Below are 15,984 nucleotides of genomic sequence, written 5' to 3' on the forward strand. Positions count from 1 at the left end.
AAGGCTGCGCGGCCGGCTCACTGGGGCGTCAGCTGGATGGAGCGCGCCATCTTTCTGAACTTGTCCGTCTCGTTGGCGTAGAACTTCGCCGAGTCGGCAAGCGATTGCGGCTTCATCGCCTCGACGCCGGACAGCGCCAGCGCCTTGGTCATCTCGGGCGATGCGATGGCTTTCTGCGAGGCCGCGAGCAGCACGTCCGCGCGGTCGGCCGGCATGCCGCCCTTGGCCATGACGGCCAGCCATACGGCGTAGACCAGTTCCTTCTTCTGCGCGAGCTTGCCCTCGGTGATGGCGGGCACCCCGGGCAAGGTCGGCATGCGCTGCGTGTCCAGCACGTCGATCGCCTTGATCTTGTGGCTCTCGAGCAGTTGCGTCGATGCCCCCAGATTCGGCAGGATCGTGATGTCGATCTGCTGGCCGACGAGGTCCTGCATCATGGGCGTGGCGCCCTTGTACGGCACGTGGAGCAGCTTGGCGCCGGTCGTCTGCGCGATGTACTCCGAGACGATGTGGTACATCGAGCCGTGGCCGGGGCTGCCGAAGGTGAGGCTCTGGCTGCCGCTCTTCCTGCCGGCGGCGATCACCTGCTCGAGCGATGAATAGGGGAGGTCGTTGCGCGCCATGACCACCAGCGGGTGCGTCGAGATCGGTGCCAGCACCGCGAACTCCTCGGGCTTGTACTTCGCGGATGCGTTGGACAGCGGCGCCAGGATCGCCTCGTTGGGCGAACCCATGATCAGCGTGTAGCCATCGGCCGGACGGCTCAGCAGCCGCTGTGCCGCCAGCGCACCGCCGGCGCCCGGAAGGTTCTCGATGATGAAAGGCTGCCCGAGGGCCTTGGCCATCTCGGGCTGCATCGCGCGCGCCAGCACATCCGCCGGCCCGCCCGGAGGGAAGGCAACGAGCATGGTGACCGGCTTCGAGGGAAAGGCATCCGCCGCAGCGGCGGCGCCCGCCGCCGTCGCGATGCCCAGCAGGGCGGCATTCATGGCGATCAGGCGGCCGAAGGCGTTGAAGGTTCTGCGTTGCATTTCATCCTCTTTCGTTCAGCGCCGCATGGCGGCGGGTTGGGGGGGTGAGGCGATTGTTTGATGTAGCATCCGTTCGAGCAACAGCAATTTCGAGGCGTAAGCGTTGCCTGTTGAGCAACACAAACGGGAGGCCCGCACGGTGCGCGAAATCAACCAGAAGCGACTCAGGTACTTCCAGGAAGTGCTGGTGCGGGGGTCCATGCGCGGTGCTGCCGATGCCCTCAACACGGCACCGTCGGTGATCACGCGCCAGGTCGCGCTGCTGGAAGAGGAGGTCGGGTTCGCACTCTTCGAGCGGCAGGCCCGCGGCGTCGTGCCGACCGACAACGCCTACCACCTGCTCGAGTACTGGCGAGGCTGCCAGGCGCATCAGGAGCGGCTGGTCGAGCGGCTCCAGGCGATCGACTCGATGGAAACGGGGACGGTGCGGATCGTCGCCAGCGAGGGCTTCGTGGAGGGCCTGGTGACGCAGATCCTGGCCCCGTTCTGCGAGACCTATCCGAAGCTCACGGTCGAGCTGGATGCATTGCCCGTGAACGAACTGATCGGCGCTCTGGCAGACGATTCGGCCCACATCGGCCTGGCCTACAACCCGCAGCCCGATCCGCTGCTGCAGTTCGTCGCCAGCGCGGCCGCTCCGACCCAGGTGCTGGTCCGGGCGGGCCACCCGCTGACCCGGCTCACCGGTGCCCTGCGCCTCAAGCAGCTCGTCGGATTCCCGATCGCGCTGATGCCGCCGGGCTATGGCGTCGAGCGCGTCGTCGAACTGCTCGAGTACGCGGAACACCTGAAGCTGCACCCTTCGTTCCGGAGCAACTCCGTGGTGAGTCTCAAGAGATTCGTGAAGTCCACCAACGGCCTGACCTTCGTCGGCGCCGGCATGGCGGCGTCGGCGGAGATCGAATCCGGCGAACTGGTCGCACTGAACCTTGCCGATCCTCTTTGCCGGACGGCGCAGGTGCGGCTGATCGTGCGCCACGGCCGGCCGCTGGCCATCGCAGCCAGCAAGCTGCTGGCCGAGATCCAGGGCCGGTTCTCGGTGTTCGCCTCCTGACGCGCTGATCCAGAGGGCGCGCAGCTGCGTATACCGGGGACTGGGACACCGGAGCGCTCTATGAATCGATGGAAGTGGGTGGCGGCAGCGACGCTGGGTTCGCTCGTGCTGGCCGCGGGATTGGCCGCCTGCTCGAGCCGGCCGCCGACGATAGCGCCGGTGGCCGATGTCGACCTGGATCGCTTCATGGGCGACTGGTACGTGATCGCGAACATTCCGACCCTGATCGAGCGCGATGCGTTCAACGCGCGCGAGTCTTACGCCCTGCGCGCCGACGGCGCGATCCAGACCACCTTCGAATACCGCGACGGCAGCTTCGAGGCGCCGGTCAGGACGATGCGCCCGGTCGGCCGGGTGCGGCCCGGAACCCGCAACGCGGTGTGGGACATGCAATTCGTCTGGCCGATCGATGCCGAGTACGTGATCGTCGATCTGGATCCCGCCTACAGCATCACGGTCATCGGTCGCAGCCGGCGCGACCATGCATGGATCATGGCGCGGACGCCGCAGATCTCCGAGCAGGACTATGCGGCTGCCGTGCGACGGCTGCAGGCACTGGGCTATGCGACGCGGGACCTCAGGAAGGTCCCGCAACGATGGCCTGGCTCATAGGACTGCGGTCGTCACCAGGCACGACGATTTGCGAGACGCGGCCGCGTCCGACAAGCGGACCGCCATGGTTGGTCCATATTCCACCCAGGTTCCCCGGTGCGCCTCTCACGTAGGCAACGCAGCCTCTCGCAGGCAGACGCAGCACGACGCGGGAACCTCGGCCCGGCGGGGCGACCCGCCGGGCCGCTTCATGTCCGGCCCTTGCCGACCCAAGGCGCTGGTGCGCCGCGGGACTGGGAAGCCGCGACTATTTCAAGAAGTCCTGCAGGGACTTCCCGGCGTCGAGTTCGGCCTTGAGCCAGCCGGGCTTCGGGCCGCGGCCGGTCCAGGAGTGGCCGGCATCGTCGCGGTAGCTGATCTTCGAGGGCGCGCGCTTGATCTTGCGCGCGGGCTTGGCTGCCTTGGCGGAGGCATTGCCCTGGGTTGCGTCCGCTGCGCCGGTGCCCGCGCCGGCGCGGAACTCCTCGAGCGACCGGCCCGATGCCAGCGCTTCGCGCAGCCAGCGCGGGCGCGGACCGCGGCCCGACCACGAATTGCCAGTCCCGTCCGCGAACGCGGAATGGGCCTTGGGGCCTTTCGATCCCGCTGCGCGTGTCTTCTTCGAAGCCGAAGCGCGGGACTCGAGTCCGAGGTGCGCAGCAGTCAATCCATAGTGGGCGATCGCGACCTTGATGCGTTCGATGACGCCCTTGACTTCGGTGTTGCGCAGGGCGTCTGCCTGCTTTTGCAACTGTTCGATCTGCTTCTGGATCTGCTTGTAGGTTTGTGCCATTGCTTGTTGAATTGGAATTGTCGAGACGCGCAGCTTACTCCTTGTGGATGTCCATTTCATTGCCCATTGCCCATTGCCCACGTTCATTCAATTGAATGAGTGTCGGCAACTCATTCTTCATTGGGTGACATCCTTGGGCGACGCGTCGGCTGGTCGCAATGATGCGGGGCATACCCGCAAAAAATGCGCCAAGCGAGTATTGGCAATTGATGTGCATTACGAATGGACGGGATTGCGTGGGTGCGGTGCAGCTTCTCGCGGAGGATGAAGTCCCGGAAGGCGTCCATCGCATCGAGGGCACGCCGTGCCCGCGCTTCACCAGTCCCGGAGCCGCGCGGCCGCCGCCCGCCGATCGGCCCTGCCAACACGCCTCAAATCGGCGTAGTGTCATGCGCGTGTCCCGCACGGCCAGGCCCGGCGCGTCCCCGGACGCGGCGACCAGCCTGCGGGCGAGATCGACGGAGTTTCCCCATGTCGCACCAGCTCTGGACGAAAGCGCGCTTCGAACCTTCACGGCGATCCTCGATCGCGACGGCCGCAGTGCTCGCAGCAACCGCATGCGGGGTGTTCGCACAGTCCCCGGTGCGCAAGGCCCGGCTGGCCTTCCTGGGCGGCATCAGCCCCGACGCGGGCGCCATGACCGGCCAAGTCGCCCCGTTGCGTCTCGGCCTGCGCGAACTGGGCTATGTCGAGGGCCGGAATCTGGCCATCGAGTTCCGCTGGGCCGAGGGTCAGCCGCAACGGCTGCCGGTGCTGGCAGCCGAACTGATCCAGCTCGCGCCTGATGTGCTCGTGACCGTCGGTCCAGGCCCGGCGTTGGCGGCCAGGGATGCCACCCGTTCCCTGCCCGTGGTCGCCGTCCTCGTGGATGACCCGGTCCAAATGGGATTGGCCGACAGCTTCTCGCATCCGGGGCGCAATTTCACCGGGGTTTCCGCCGCCTTCTCCGGGATCCTCGCCAAGCGCCTCCAGCTCCTGAAGGACTTCGTGCCCTCGGCGCGCCAGTTCGCGGTGCTCCACAACCCATCGACTGCGAAGGGGTCCGACATCGCCAAGGACATCGCGAGCTATGGGCACACGCTCGGGGTGCCGGTCGCGCTGGTCGAAGCCCGCGGATCCGATGACTTCGACGCCGCGTTCGCCTCGATCGCCAGGGACCGTGTGGCTGCCATCGCGATCCTCGCGGATGCCACCTTCTGGACACACCATGCGAAGCTGATCGCGTTGTGTGCGCAGCACCGCCTGCCGGCGGTCTGGGGGCACAAGAGCTATGTCGAGGCCGGTGGCCTGATGTCGTACCAGGGCGACTTCGTCGCGATGTTCAAACGCTCGGCGGCGCTGGTCGACAAGATCCTCAAGGGCGCGAAGCCGGGCGACATCGCCTTCGAGCAGGCAACCCAGCTCAACCTGGTGGTGAACCGAACCACCGCGAAGGACCTGGGCATCCCGATCCCGAAGAACGTGCTGGTCGGTGCGGACGAACTCATCGAGTGACAAAAGACCCACGGGAGATCCCCATGTTACAACAAGTCACATTCAGTTACTCTTGACGCGGCGTGCGCTGGGCACGCCGTTTCAACTCAAGGAGTTTCTGATGCGGTTCTGGTGTTCGGCCGTCACGGCGGTAGCCCTGGCAGGATTGGCGGCGTGTGGCGGTGGCGGTGGCGGTGGCGGTGGCGTGACGCCCATTCTTCCGGCCCAGGCAATGAACCTGTCCGTGGCCATCAACGGGAAGACGGCTGCGCCGGACGGTGCGGGCCAGTACGCTGCCAAGCCCGGCGACACCATCGAGATCACGCCGAGCATCGGGGCCGACTGGGCCCCATCGGCCGCTGACCCCAGCGCGATCACCCTGAGATCGGCCAGCAGTTCCAGCACCAAGTGGTCCGCGCAACTGGTGAACAACACGACCGCGCCGGTGGTCTATACGGTGACTGCCAAGCAGGGCAGCGCCGCGTCGATCACAAAGGACGCGGTGTTCAAGGTCTCCGGCGGCAACAGCCAGAATGGCTCCTACCGGGTCTGGGCGACCAACGGGACGCAGTCGCAACTGGCGCTCAACTTCGATACCGGGACCTACGACATGACGGACTCGGCGGGCCAGGTGTCTTCGGACTCGTTTGCCGCGGACCCCAGCGAGCAAGGCACCTACGTTCTCAAGAGCGCCAGGCTCAAGGCCGCCTACAACGCCGCCAGGTTCCGTGCGACCGGCGACGCCGTGGTCGGTTCCTTTCCGTTCGACGACCCCCAACTTGCAAGCACCGCCACGGTACAGCCCTTCGTCGCCTCCCGCGCGCCGCTGACCGCCCAGGCAGATCTGGACGGAACCTATACGCGGCTCGGCGTGAACTACGGCCCCGGGCTGCGGGACTCCCAGATTCGTCGCGTGCAGTTGTCGGCCGGCGGTACCGTCTTCCAGCAATGCAACGATGCCGCAGTCGTCGACATGGCCAACTGCACGCCGGCCAATCTCATCACCTACGCCGTGACCCCGGCGCCCAACAATGGTTGGAGCTACGTGAACGTGGCGAATCCCGTCGACAAGGCCGCATTCACCGTCGCCTACGTCGGCGGTCAACGCGTCATGCTGGCGTCCGGCTTGGATCAGACCGGATCCCAACGCGTGTTTCGCATCGGTGTGATCGCGACGGCGCCGACGGCCAACACCGCGCGGGGCGGCACCACCGACGGCGGCTGGGGCGCACTGGGCTTCGATCCGGTCAATGCGTCCTGGACGGTGACCAAGGCCGACGGCAGCTCCGACATTCAGAGTCTCGCCTTCAGCAACCTGGGCTACCCTGCGGGTCTTCAAAGCGCAGGCGCCTCACCCAACGCCTACTTCTTCATGCAGAACAGCGCGCTTTCGGTCGCTGTCGGCGCGCGTGGCAACAATGGCGCGGGGTACATGCACTTCGGCCTCGTCAACTGACCCGGCGCGGGCCGGGTGTCGGCCTCGGCCTCGGGCGCGAAGCCGGGTGTCGGGCTCTCCGCTTGCGGTGCGGTCTCGACTGCCGCGGACGCCTCGACCTGTGCCGTCTGCATCGCGATGCGCCTGCAGTTGTCGCAGGTGCCGCAACGCAGTGCTGGCGCTTCGCCCTCCAGTTGTGACAGCAGCACTTCCCATCGGCACAGGCCGGTCTGTGCATAGAACACCATCCGCTCCAGCGTCGCCTGATCCTGCTCGCGTTTCTCGCGGTACAACTCGAGCATCGCGACCAGCGCGTCGGCCGCGACGCCCGGGCGCCGGACCGAGAGGCGGCCGTCCGAGTCCTGCCGCACGATGCGCCGCTCACGCAACACCGCCAAGGCCACCTGCACCTTGTTGGCGGGCGCATCCAGCTTGCGTTGCAGGGCCTCCAGGCGCCATCCGCCGGTCTCGGGCGGTGGCGAGCGCAGGGCGGCATAGACCGCATCCAGTTCCTTCGCCTCGGGGTAGCGACCGGCGAGGAAGAACTGCTGCACCGCCCGGTCGCGCGGATGGAACAGCAGGATGCAATCGGCCGGCGCACCATCGCGCCCCGCGCGGCCCGACTCCTGGTAGTAGCTGTCGAGCCCCGACGGCATGTGGTAGTGGAGGACGAAGCGGATGTCCGGCTTGTCGATGCCCAGGCCGAACGCATGGGTCGCCACCATCACCCGCACCTCGCCGGCCATGAAGGCGTCCTGGGCCTGCCGCCGCTGCCCGACGGTGAGCCGGCCGCTGTACAAACCCACCGACTCGCCGGCGTCGGCGAGCGCCGCATGCACCGCCTTGGCGGTCCTGGCCGTCGCCGTGTAGACAATGCCGCTGCCGGCGATCGCCTGGACCACAGCCAGCGTGCGCTCGCGCTTGCGTGCGTCGGTGTCGATCTGCTCGACCGCGTAGCGCAGATTGGGACGGTAGCTGCCCGTGTCGAGCAGGCCGGAGCGCGGGATGCCCAGGCGGGTCATGATGTCGCGCGCCACTTCGTCGTTGGCGGTGGCGGTGAGCGCCAGCACGGGAGGATTGCCCAGTGCCCGCCGGGCCAGGTCGATCTCCAGGAAAGCGGGGCGAAAGTCGTGTCCCCATTGCGAGATGCAGTGCGCCTCGTCAACGACCAGCAGCGCGGTGGGCCCGGTTTGCAGCAAGGCAAGAAAATCCTTCTCGGCGAGCCGCTCGGGCGTGGTCAGGACGATCTGTGCGGAACCGTCCTCGGGATTTGCCGGCGCCCGTCGGCATCACGGCCAGCATCGAATCGCCTTCGAGAACCCGGGCGATGACTTCACGTTGCCCTTCGCGCATCAGGCGCAAGCCGAAGACCTTGCGCACCTGCGCCTCGTCCGGTGCCCTGGCCTTGCGCTCAGGAATGCTGCTGTTGGCCATGGACTCCTTCCGGGATGAGTTGTCCGATGGACTCTAGGGACTGCACGCGCGGCGCACGTAGTCCTCGGCCGCATATTTGCTGTAGGCCATGTCAACACCACGACGCTGCCGAGGCGCGAGGCGCGGATTTCCCGCCCGGACTCAAGCGTCTCCGCGTCCGTCGCCCCCTCGCTCGTCGGCCCATTTCATCGCGAGCTCTTTCGCGCGTTCAAGCGCCTGCTGCGCCGTACCGAAGTTCTCAGGGTCGAGAACCAGGGTCCGGATGTCGTCGCATGGCGGCGCCTTGTAGCGCACTGTTGCCTGGTAGCTTCCTGATGGCAGCCGTTCGCCGCTGCACAAGAACTGCCATCCCAGGTACTCGAGGGTGTCCATCGCGTCCATCTTTGCCTCCGATCCGCATAGCTTCACGACCAAACCTTAGCGCAAAACCTTGCGGCAGAGGGCGGCTGAATGCGTCCGGGGCAGAGGCGCTGATCCGTCTACCTCAGGTTATTTCGCTCAGCATCACGCGCATTCATCCGACACGATCGCCCTCCATCGGCGCGCACCTTGAGTGCCTCGGAAAGTTGCGCAACGCCTACTCCTCAGGAGGGAGCCCAATGAAAAGCCTCCAGAACGCGGCATCCCCTTTCGAGGCAATGAACACGCCGGGCCTGGGCCAGGCCGGCTACGTCATGGAGTGGGTCATCGATCCAGCGCACTATTGCGCCGCGCACGAGCGCGTCACGCGTCGCGCCCTGGCCGAGCGCATCGCTGCCTTGCAGGGCATGCAGTACTTCGGCGCGGTCAGCCGTCGCCCACCGCCGCGTGGGCCCTTGTATTTCATTCCGAGCGATACCGTCGAGGGCCATCGGGCACAGGCCATCGGCATTCGCAGCGAGCAGGATTTCTTCGGCGGGGCGGTGCCGTTCCCCTATGTCGCCACCAAGGCCATCAGCCATCCCTTGCACGACGCTCAGGCCGAGAGGCCGCACGAGTGGGTCGAGTCCTTCGCCCCGCGCGTCGCCCGCTGCGTCCTGCCAGGCACGACGGCGTTCAGCGAGGCCGACGCGCGCCGAGCGGGTCGCGACCTGTTGCGAGGGGGCGATGTGCGGATCAAGCCGGTGCGGGCCACTGGCGGAAACGGCCAGACGGTTGTGCAGGATGAAGTGTCGCTCGATGACACGCTCGCCCGGGTTCCCGACATCGCCAGCGAGGGCGTGGTCCTCGAACGCAATCTCCGGGCGCCGCGCACGCTGAGCATTGGCCAGGTCAAGGTGGGCCCACTGACGATGAGCTACTACGGCCTGCAGCGAACCACGCAGAACCATCGAGGCGAGTGGGTTTACGGAGGCTCCGACCTGACGGCCGTGCGCGGCCCCTTCGACGCGCTCACCCGCTTGGCGCTCAAGCCGTCCCTGCGGCTGGCGATCGACCAGGCGGCGGTGTTTCACGCCGCGGTCGTCGAGAGCTTCCCCGGTTTCCTCGCCTCGCGCATCAACTATGACGTGGCGCAGGGACAGGACCGGTCAGGCCTCCGGCACTCGGGCGTGCTCGAGCAATCCTGGCGCGTCGGCGGCGCGACCGGCGCTGAAGTCGCTGCGCTGGAAGTCTTCAAGAGCCAGCCGGAGCGCTCGCTCGTGCGAGCCTCCTGCTTCGAGGTGTTCGGCGAGACCGAGCTTCCACCGGGAGCCTGTGTCAACTACAGCGGCGACGACCCGGAGGTGGGTCGCCTGACCAAGTACAGCTTTGTCGATGCCCATGTCGACGCGGCATAAGCAGGTCGAGATCGCGGTCGACGGGCAGCACATCGACGGGACGCTGGTCGCGGCCTCCCACGCCGTGCCCGGTGTGTTGCTCGTGCATGGCTGGGATGGCAGCCAGGAGCAGTACAAGGCGCGCGCCTACGAGATCGCCGCGCTCGGCTGCGTCTGCCTCACCTTCGACCTGCGCGGCCACGCCCGCCACGCCGGGCAGCGTCAATCGGTGAGTCGTGAAGACAACCTGCGCGACGTGCTCGCGGCCTACGATGTCCTCGTCCATCATCCGACGGTGGATCCCGAGTCGATAGCGATCGTCGGCAGCAGTTACGGCGGCTACCTGGCCGCGATCGCCACGACCCTTCGCCCCGTTCGCTGGCTGGCGCTTCGCGTTCCCGCCCTCTATCCCGACGCCCAGTGGGAGATTCCCAAGGGCAAACTGAGCCGCAGCGAACTGGCCGAATACAGAAACTCCATCGTGGCGGCGCCCGACAACCGTGCCTTGGCCGCCTGCGCCCGGTTCAGCGGCGATGCGCTCATCGTCGAATCCGAGAACGACAAGACAGTGCCGCATCCGGTGATCGAGAGCTATCTGGGGGCTTTCAAGCACGTCAAATCGGTGACCTATCGCTGCATCGCAGGCGCCGACCATGCGCTTTCGGACGAACGAAGCCGCCAGGCGTACGGCATGCTGCTGGTGTCGTGGATGACCGAAATGACACTCGGCGCTCGTGCAGCCAGCGGGCTGCTGAGACCGGCTCCGAGCAGCCCGGCATAGAGGCGGCCCGGTGTCAATCGCGCCCCAATCCAGGCCGGGCGATGCCGCGACTTTGTCAACGGGTTCGTGTCGGCGGCCGCGCACGGTGTCTCTCTACGTCACGCTGGGGGGCGGGCCAGCTGGGCCTTGACGACCGTCAGGGAAGCAGTTCGAAACTCTGCTGCAGCACATCGCGTGAGTCGAGCCCCACCTGCACGGTGAAAGTGCCGGGTTCCGCGACGCGCTCGAGTTGCTGGTTGTAGAAGCTCAGCAGCGATTCGCCGATCGGGAAGCGCACCACCTGTGTCTCGCCCGGTTGCAGCATCAGCTTGCGGAAGCCCTTGAGTTCCTTGACCGGGCGCACGACCGACGCGGACAGGTCCTGGATGTAGAGCTGCACCACCGCTTCGCCGGCGCGGTCGCCGGTGTTCCCAACGGTGACGCTCGCCTCGACCGTCCGGCCTTTTCGCAGGGTGCGCGACGACAGCGCCAGGTTCGACAGTGCGAAGTCGGTGTAGCTCAGGCCATGGCCGAAGGGGTACAGCGCGCCTTGCGGTTCGTCGAAATACTGCGAGGTGTAGTTGCCGGGCTTGCCCGGCGTGAAAGGCCGGCCAAGGCGCGGGACGTTGTAGTACGTCGGGATCTGCCCCACCGAGCGAGGCAGCGAGATCGGCAGTTTCCCCGAGGGATTGGCGTCGCCGAAGAGCACATCGGCGATGGCGTTGCCGCCTTCGGTGCCGGTGAACCAGGTCTCCAGCATCGCGTCGGCGTTGGCTTTCTCCCAGACCAGCGTCAGTGGCCGGCCGTTCATCAGCACCAGCACCAATGGCTTGCCCGTTGCCTTGAGCGCTTTCAACAAGGCCTGCTGGCTCTCCGGCAGATCGAGGCGCGTGCGGCTCGACGACTCATGCGACATGCCGCGGGATTCGCCGACGGCCGCCACGACCACGTCCGCCTGCTTCGCCGCGGCCACGGCCTCGTCGATCATCTCTTGCGGCTTGCGGCCATCCTGCACGATCTCCCGCGCCTCCCCGTTCGGATAGTTCATGTAGTCGACCACCCGACTGTCTTCGGTGACGTTCGCGCCGCGTGCGAAGAGCAGCCTCGCCTTGTCGCCAATTGCCGCCGCCATGCCATGACGCAAGCTCACTGCCAGGGCCGGCACGCCCTGGGCCGACCACGCGCCCAGCATGTCGACCTGCGAATCTGCGAGCGGTCCGACCAGCGCGATCGTTCCGGTCTTGCGCAACGGCAGCGTGCGGTTGCGGTTCTCGAGGAGAACCATCGACTTGCGGGCGACGTCACGGGCCGGCGCGCGATTCAGGCGGCTGTCGGCCTTGAGATCTGCCGGGTCGTCCTCGGGCTTGCCGATGCGCAGGAACGGGTCGCGGAAAAGGCCCAGGTCGTACTTGGCGCCCAGCACCTCACGCACTGCGTTGTCGATCTCGCCTTGGCTGACCTGGCCCGACCGCACCAGACCGGGCAGCTCCTTGATGTAGATCTCGTCGGCCATGCTCATGTCGACGCCGGCCTTGATTGCGAGCTTGGCGGCTTCGGCCTCGTCACGCGCCACCCCGTGGCGCAGCAGTTCGGAGATCGCACCGTGGTCGCTGACCGTCACGCCCTTGAAGCCCCAGTCCTTGCGCAGCAGGTCCTGCAGCAGCCAGGTGTTCGCGGCAGCCGGGACGCCGTTGATGGCGTTCAGCGCGATCATCACACCGCCCGAACCCGCGTCGATGGCCGCGCGGTACGGCGGCAGGTAGTCGTTGTACATGCGCATCGGGCTCATGTCGACGACGTTGTAGTCGCGCCCGCCTTCGACCGCGCCGTACAGCGCGAAGTGCTTGACCGACGCCATGAGGCTGTCCGGCTTGGCGGCCGAATCGTTCTGGAAGCCCTCGACCATCGCGCGCGCCATCTGCGACACGAGGTACGGGTCTTCACCGAAACCTTCCGAAGTTCGGCCCCAGCGGGGGTCGCGGGCGATGTCGACCGTCGGCGCAAACGTGAAATCGATGCCGTCGGCGCTGGCCTCTTGTGCGGCGACGCGCGCGCTCAGCCGAACCGCTTCCGGATCCCAGCTCGACGCGAGGCCGAGGCCGATCGGGAAAGTGGTGCGGTGGCCATGGATCACGTCGTAGGCAAAGAGCATGGGGATCTTCATCCGGCTCTGTTGCATGGCCGCTTCCTGAAGCGGACGCTGCTCCGGGCGGCTGACGACGCCGAAGGACCCACCGACGCGGCCGGCGGCCACTTCCTCGGCCAGCTGCGGCGCCGACATCTCCGGGCCGAAGCTGATGAGGCGAAGCTGGCCAATCTTTTCATCGAGTGTCATCTGCCGCAGCACATCGGCGATGAACGCACCTTTGTTGCCCAGCAGGGCAGGGTTGGGCTGGGCCAGCGCCATCGGCGTGGCCAGGCCGGCGAGCAGGCCCGGCAACCAAGGCATCTTCATCACTGCAGCTTTCGGGGGGCTCTGATCGGACGCCAAGACTACTGCATCGAGTTCAAGGCTGCGCGAGGCCGTCAGCCGGTTGCAGGTTCGCCCCGTGGCGTGCCGTGCACCAGGCGCTCGAAGAAGTCCTCGCCGCCCATCTGCCCGCCCTTCAATGCGATCTCCAGGCCGTCGAGCGCCGGCGATTCGCTGTGCAGGCGACACAATGCGACGCCCGGGGCCAGCGCCGCCTCATACGACAGTCCCCAGGCATCGAGTGCCTGCACCGCATGGCTGGAGGTGTCGCCGCCGGCGATGCCTACGCGCGACAGCGGGACCGCCGCCAGAACGCCGGCCAGCACTTCGCCGCCAGCCCGCGCCAGCGCACGCGCCGGCACGCCGCTGTCGCTCGCCGGTACCGAACCGGGCTGCACGGTGCAGGCCAGCACGTGCAGGCCCTGTGCCAGCAGGGCGGAGACACGGGCCACGGCTTCGGCGCGGGCGCGCGTCGAAGCCACCAGCTGTTGCGGATCGAGCCACACCGTCTGGAAGGACCGTGCCGCCGCCACTTGCCCGGCCGTGACCGGCGAGAGGCTTCCGGCCAGCGCCAGCACCGGGCCGCGCGCGGCGGCTACCGTTCGAGGTGCGGGCGGCCCGCTGGCGTAGCGCGGGGCGAAGGCCTGCACCACGCTGCTCGGGCCGACCGCCAGCAACGATGCCCCTTCGGCCCGCGGGCCGAGCAAGCCACCGATCGCCTGCAGGTGTGCGTTCTCCGCGACATCGAAGAGCAGCGCTGCGGGCGCCGCCGCCACCCGCGCGTCGAAGGCGCCTTGCAGCGCCGGCCCGCCGTTGGCGTACGCGGGGTAGGGCAGCGTAAGCACGTCGACCATGCCCTGTCCCGCGAGGTGCAGGCGCAGATCGGCCTCGTGCATGGGCGTCACCGGATGCCGGCTCATGGTCGGGTGGCGATCAAGACGATGCACGGCACCGCCGCTGCCGGCGGCGGCGAAGAGGTTGCCGAAGAGGCAGTAGCGCTCCAGGTCGGGCTGGCCGCCGACGATCGCGGCCCACGGTGTATCGACCGCCGGCCGCAAGGCATCGACGGCGACGCCGATGCTGCCGACGTCGGGCGCGCTGTCGAAGGTGGAGCAGGTCTTGTAGTGCAGCACGCGGGCACCCAGGCGGCGGAACAGCGCGGCCACCGGCGCCAGCTCGGCACGCATCTCGTCGGGTGCCATCGAACGGGCGGCGCCCGCAATCCCCAGGCAGTCGAGCGGTCCGGCCGCGGCCATCTGCGCCAGGGTCGGCACCTTCAGGAACAGCAGCGTGCGTAGGCCCGCCCGCGCGCCGGTGGCCAGCGTGTCGGTCGCGCCGGTGAAGTCGTCGCCGTAGTAGACGATGGCCGGCGCCGGGCTCGCTGGCTGGCTCATCGCTTGCCGAAGAAGGCCAGCGCCGCGGCGAGTTCGGGCGCGCTGCGCGCGGCCTCGTCCAGCGGCGTGCCGGCGCGCGCGGCCGCCCAGGCCTGACGGATGCTCGCCACGCCCGCGGCCGGGCCTTGGGGATGCGCCAGGATGCCGCCGCCCGACATGAACAGCAGGTCGTCGCTGCCGATGGCCGTCCAGGTGGCAGGCACGGTGCCGGCCCATTGCCCGGACGAGAACGCCGGCATCACGCGGTCGTCGATGCCTTCGGCCAGCGGCGTGAAGCAATCCTGCGCCGAGGCGATCACCTCTTCGTCGGGTTGAGAGAACTTGCCTTGCAAACCGTGCACGTGCATGTGGTCGACGCCGGCCAGCCGCCACAAGGTCTGGTAGGCCTGGAAGGAGATGCCCAGCAGCGGATGGCGCGACAGCGCGCCGAAGCCATTGCGGTGACCGTGCAGCGCCAGGGGCGTGTGGCGTCGCAGCGTCTGGATGCCCGAATGGCCGCACCAGTTGAGGCTGGCCATCACGCAGGAGCCGCCTTCCCGCTCGACCAGGTCGGCGTGGCGCTTCATGGCATCGGTCTCGTCGGTGATGTTGAAGGCCACCATCACGTGCTTGCCGGTGCGCTCCTCGTGCGCGCGCACCACCGCCATCACGGCCGGCACGCGTTCGGCCAGCGGTGCATGGTCGGGGTCGGCGCAGACCTCGTCGTCCTTGATGAAGTCGACGCCCGCGGCGCACAGCCGAGCGACCAGTTCGGCAGTCTCGGCTGCGGAGAAGCCGACATTGGGCTTGATGATGGTGCCCACCAGCGCGCCGCTCGCCACGCCGGTGAGACGGCGCGTGCCGGCGATGCCGACGCGCGGCAGTTCGAAGCGCGCCCGGTACGCCGCGGGCACGTGCACCGTTTCCAGTCGAAGGCCGCTGACCTCGCCGAGGTCATAGAGATTGCCCGCCACCGTGGCCGCCAGTGTCGGCAGGTTGGCACCGATGTTGGCGACCGGAAAGGAGATTTCGATGCGCGCCCGCCGCCATGGGCCCTGCGTGCCCTTGCGCTCCAGCAGCGCATTGGGAAGGCTGGGCGACGTTGCCGGCGCGAGCTCGACGATCGACTCGACCGTCGCGCGGGCCCGCGCCCGCAGCGCATCGGTCTCGCCCTCGACGCGCGTGAAGGTGCCGCAGGATTGCTCTCCGGCCATCACCTCGGCCACCTTCTCCGGCGGCTCGGGGGTCTCGATCAGGTAGCTGGCGAGGATGCGGTCGGTGGCCATCGCGTCTACAGCTTCGAAAGATCGGGAAAGGGCCGCACCGGGTCGGTACTGCCGTCCCAGACTTTCGAGCTCTCGCGGATCAGGTCGAACATCCTGCCCTTCGGGCCGGCGACCTCGGACAGCTCGATCACCGTGCCGGGGTGGTACTCGGTGTCGAAGTAGATGAAGCGCCCGCGCGCGCCCACCTCGCCGCTCATCTTCGGCTTGAAGCCCTGCGCGAGCAGGCGCTCGACATCGGCGTCGTACGATTCCGTCCAGTAGGCGACGTGCTGCAGCCCGGTGCGGCCGGCTTGGAGGAAGTCGCGGTACATCGAGGGCACGTCGTTGCGCGTCTGGATCAGCTCCACCTGCACGAAGCCCGAGTTGGCCAGCGCCACCGAGTTGTGCGGCTCGTAGCCCACGCCGTCGTACTGGTAGTTGACGATCGGCACCTTCGGGTTGTAGTACCAGGGGCCGACGCCCAGTGTCGTGCTCCAGTAGTCCATGGCGGCTTCGATGTCGTGCACGACATAGCCCAGCTGCCTGATCTCTCCGAAATGGCGGCTCAT

General features: G+C 67.6%; 15 protein-coding genes. 6 read left to right on the forward strand and 9 right to left on the reverse strand.

Translation table 11 applies throughout. The features are described 5' to 3' along the window. Window positions 1-17: 17 nt before the first annotated feature. On the reverse strand, window positions 18-1,031 hold the full coding sequence (locus tag QTI45_RS30520; protein ID WP_286657005.1) for a tripartite tricarboxylate transporter substrate binding protein: 1,014 nt from the start codon (window positions 1,029-1,031) through the stop codon (window positions 18-20). A 139-nt stretch (window positions 1,032-1,170) separates the two neighbouring features. Here QTI45_RS30520 and QTI45_RS30525 point away from each other — a divergent pair, with 139 nt between their 5' ends. Both QTI45_RS30525 and QTI45_RS30530 read left to right on the forward strand, forming a co-directional pair. After that, window positions 1,171-2,085: a LysR family transcriptional regulator gene (locus tag QTI45_RS30525; protein WP_286373133.1), complete on the forward strand. Its 915-nt coding sequence runs from the start codon at window positions 1,171-1,173 to the stop codon at window positions 2,083-2,085. A 60-nt stretch (window positions 2,086-2,145) separates the two neighbouring features. Continuing rightward, the gene (locus tag QTI45_RS30530) at window positions 2,146-2,697 is read left to right on the forward strand and encodes a lipocalin family protein (RefSeq protein WP_286373132.1); all 552 of its coding nucleotides are present in this window, start codon (window positions 2,146-2,148) and stop codon (window positions 2,695-2,697) included. A 247-nt stretch (window positions 2,698-2,944) separates the two neighbouring features. On the opposite strand, the gene QTI45_RS30535 is transcribed toward QTI45_RS30530, so the two are convergent. Further along, window positions 2,945-3,556: an H-NS family nucleoid-associated regulatory protein gene (locus QTI45_RS30535; protein ID WP_286657006.1), complete on the reverse strand. Its 612-nt coding sequence runs from the start codon at window positions 3,554-3,556 to the stop codon at window positions 2,945-2,947. 477 nt (window positions 3,557-4,033) lie between these two features. On the opposite strand from QTI45_RS30535, the gene QTI45_RS30540 reads away from it, so the two are divergent. Further along, window positions 4,034-4,963 carry an ABC transporter substrate-binding protein gene (locus QTI45_RS30540; protein ID WP_286657007.1) on the forward strand — a complete coding sequence of 310 codons (930 nt, stop codon included), beginning with the start codon at window positions 4,034-4,036 and terminating at the stop codon, window positions 4,961-4,963. 52 nt (window positions 4,964-5,015) lie between these two features. After that, window positions 5,016-6,398 (forward strand): hypothetical protein, encoded by a 1,383-nt coding sequence (locus QTI45_RS30545; RefSeq protein WP_286657008.1) that lies wholly within the window; start codon window positions 5,016-5,018, stop codon window positions 6,396-6,398. Here QTI45_RS30545 and QTI45_RS30550 read toward each other — a convergent pair. From QTI45_RS30550 to QTI45_RS30560, 3 genes are all read right to left on the reverse strand, one after another. Further along, window positions 6,305-7,624: a RecQ family ATP-dependent DNA helicase gene (locus tag QTI45_RS30550; protein ID WP_353621350.1), complete on the reverse strand. Its 1,320-nt coding sequence runs from the start codon at window positions 7,622-7,624 to the stop codon at window positions 6,305-6,307. The genes QTI45_RS30545 and QTI45_RS30550 overlap by 94 nt on opposite strands. Beyond that, window positions 7,539-7,811, reverse strand: a complete 273-nt coding sequence (locus tag QTI45_RS30555; RefSeq protein ID WP_286657009.1) for a hypothetical protein — start codon at window positions 7,809-7,811, stop codon at window positions 7,539-7,541. The genes QTI45_RS30550 and QTI45_RS30555 overlap by 86 nt, the downstream gene beginning before the upstream one ends. Before the next feature lie 141 nt (window positions 7,812-7,952). Next, window positions 7,953-8,192, reverse strand: coding sequence for a hypothetical protein (locus QTI45_RS30560; RefSeq protein WP_286373128.1), 240 nt, complete (start codon window positions 8,190-8,192; stop codon window positions 7,953-7,955). A gap of 218 nt (window positions 8,193-8,410) precedes the next feature. Between QTI45_RS30560 and QTI45_RS30565 the strand changes: the two genes are divergently transcribed. Both QTI45_RS30565 and QTI45_RS30570 read left to right on the forward strand, forming a co-directional pair. Continuing rightward, the gene (locus QTI45_RS30565; RefSeq protein WP_286657010.1) at window positions 8,411-9,568 is read left to right on the forward strand and encodes a DUF3182 family protein; all 1,158 of its coding nucleotides are present in this window, start codon (window positions 8,411-8,413) and stop codon (window positions 9,566-9,568) included. Then, window positions 9,552-10,328, forward strand: coding sequence for an alpha/beta hydrolase family protein (locus QTI45_RS30570; RefSeq protein ID WP_286373126.1), 777 nt, complete (start codon window positions 9,552-9,554; stop codon window positions 10,326-10,328). The genes QTI45_RS30565 and QTI45_RS30570 overlap by 17 nt, the downstream gene beginning before the upstream one ends. Before the next feature lie 136 nt (window positions 10,329-10,464). Here the strand turns inward: QTI45_RS30570 and bglX are convergent, their stop codons facing one another. From bglX to QTI45_RS30590, 4 genes are all read right to left on the reverse strand, one after another. Further along, window positions 10,465-12,762, reverse strand: a complete 2,298-nt coding sequence (gene bglX, locus QTI45_RS30575; RefSeq protein WP_444813327.1) for a beta-glucosidase BglX — start codon at window positions 12,760-12,762, stop codon at window positions 10,465-10,467. 71 nt (window positions 12,763-12,833) lie between these two features. Then, window positions 12,834-14,171: a four-carbon acid sugar kinase family protein gene (locus QTI45_RS30580; RefSeq protein WP_286657011.1), complete on the reverse strand. Its 1,338-nt coding sequence runs from the start codon at window positions 14,169-14,171 to the stop codon at window positions 12,834-12,836. Beyond that, window positions 14,168-15,436, reverse strand: a complete 1,269-nt coding sequence (locus QTI45_RS30585; protein WP_286657012.1) for a ribulose-bisphosphate carboxylase large subunit family protein — start codon at window positions 15,434-15,436, stop codon at window positions 14,168-14,170. Before QTI45_RS30585 ends, QTI45_RS30580 begins: the two co-directional genes overlap by 4 nt. A 5-nt stretch (window positions 15,437-15,441) precedes the next feature. Then, on the reverse strand, window positions 15,442-15,984 hold the full coding sequence (locus QTI45_RS30590; RefSeq protein WP_286373120.1) for a VOC family protein: 543 nt from the start codon (window positions 15,982-15,984) through the stop codon (window positions 15,442-15,444).

The organism is Variovorax saccharolyticus, assembly GCF_030316765.1.
In the GTDB taxonomy this organism is placed as follows: domain Bacteria; phylum Pseudomonadota; class Gammaproteobacteria; order Burkholderiales; family Burkholderiaceae_C; genus Variovorax; species Variovorax saccharolyticus.

Coding starts and splice junctions, on each gene's coding strand:
- QTI45_RS30585 (WP_286657012.1), bottom strand. CDS start 15,436: ATGGCCACCGACCGCATCCTCGCCAGCTACCTGATCGAGACCCCCGAG.
- QTI45_RS30560 (WP_286373128.1), bottom strand. CDS start 8,192: ATGGACGCGATGGACACCCTCGAGTACCTGGGATGGCAGTTCTTGTGC.
- bglX (WP_444813327.1), bottom strand. CDS start 12,762: ATGAAGATGCCTTGGTTGCCGGGCCTGCTCGCCGGCCTGGCCACGCCG.
- QTI45_RS30555 (WP_286657009.1), bottom strand. CDS start 7,811: ATGGCCAACAGCAGCATTCCTGAGCGCAAGGCCAGGGCACCGGACGAG.
- QTI45_RS30565 (WP_286657010.1), top strand. CDS start 8,411: ATGAAAAGCCTCCAGAACGCGGCATCCCCTTTCGAGGCAATGAACACG.
- QTI45_RS30520 (WP_286657005.1), bottom strand. CDS start 1,031: ATGCAACGCAGAACCTTCAACGCCTTCGGCCGCCTGATCGCCATGAAT.
- QTI45_RS30580 (WP_286657011.1), bottom strand. CDS start 14,171: ATGAGCCAGCCAGCGAGCCCGGCGCCGGCCATCGTCTACTACGGCGAC.
- QTI45_RS30590 (WP_286373120.1), bottom strand. CDS start 15,984: ATGAGCCGCCATTTCGGAGAGATCAGGCAGCTGGGCTATGTCGTGCAC.
- QTI45_RS30570 (WP_286373126.1), top strand. CDS start 9,552: ATGTCGACGCGGCATAAGCAGGTCGAGATCGCGGTCGACGGGCAGCAC.
- QTI45_RS30535 (WP_286657006.1), bottom strand. CDS start 3,556: ATGAACGTGGGCAATGGGCAATGGGCAATGAAATGGACATCCACAAGG.
- QTI45_RS30530 (WP_286373132.1), top strand. CDS start 2,146: ATGAATCGATGGAAGTGGGTGGCGGCAGCGACGCTGGGTTCGCTCGTG.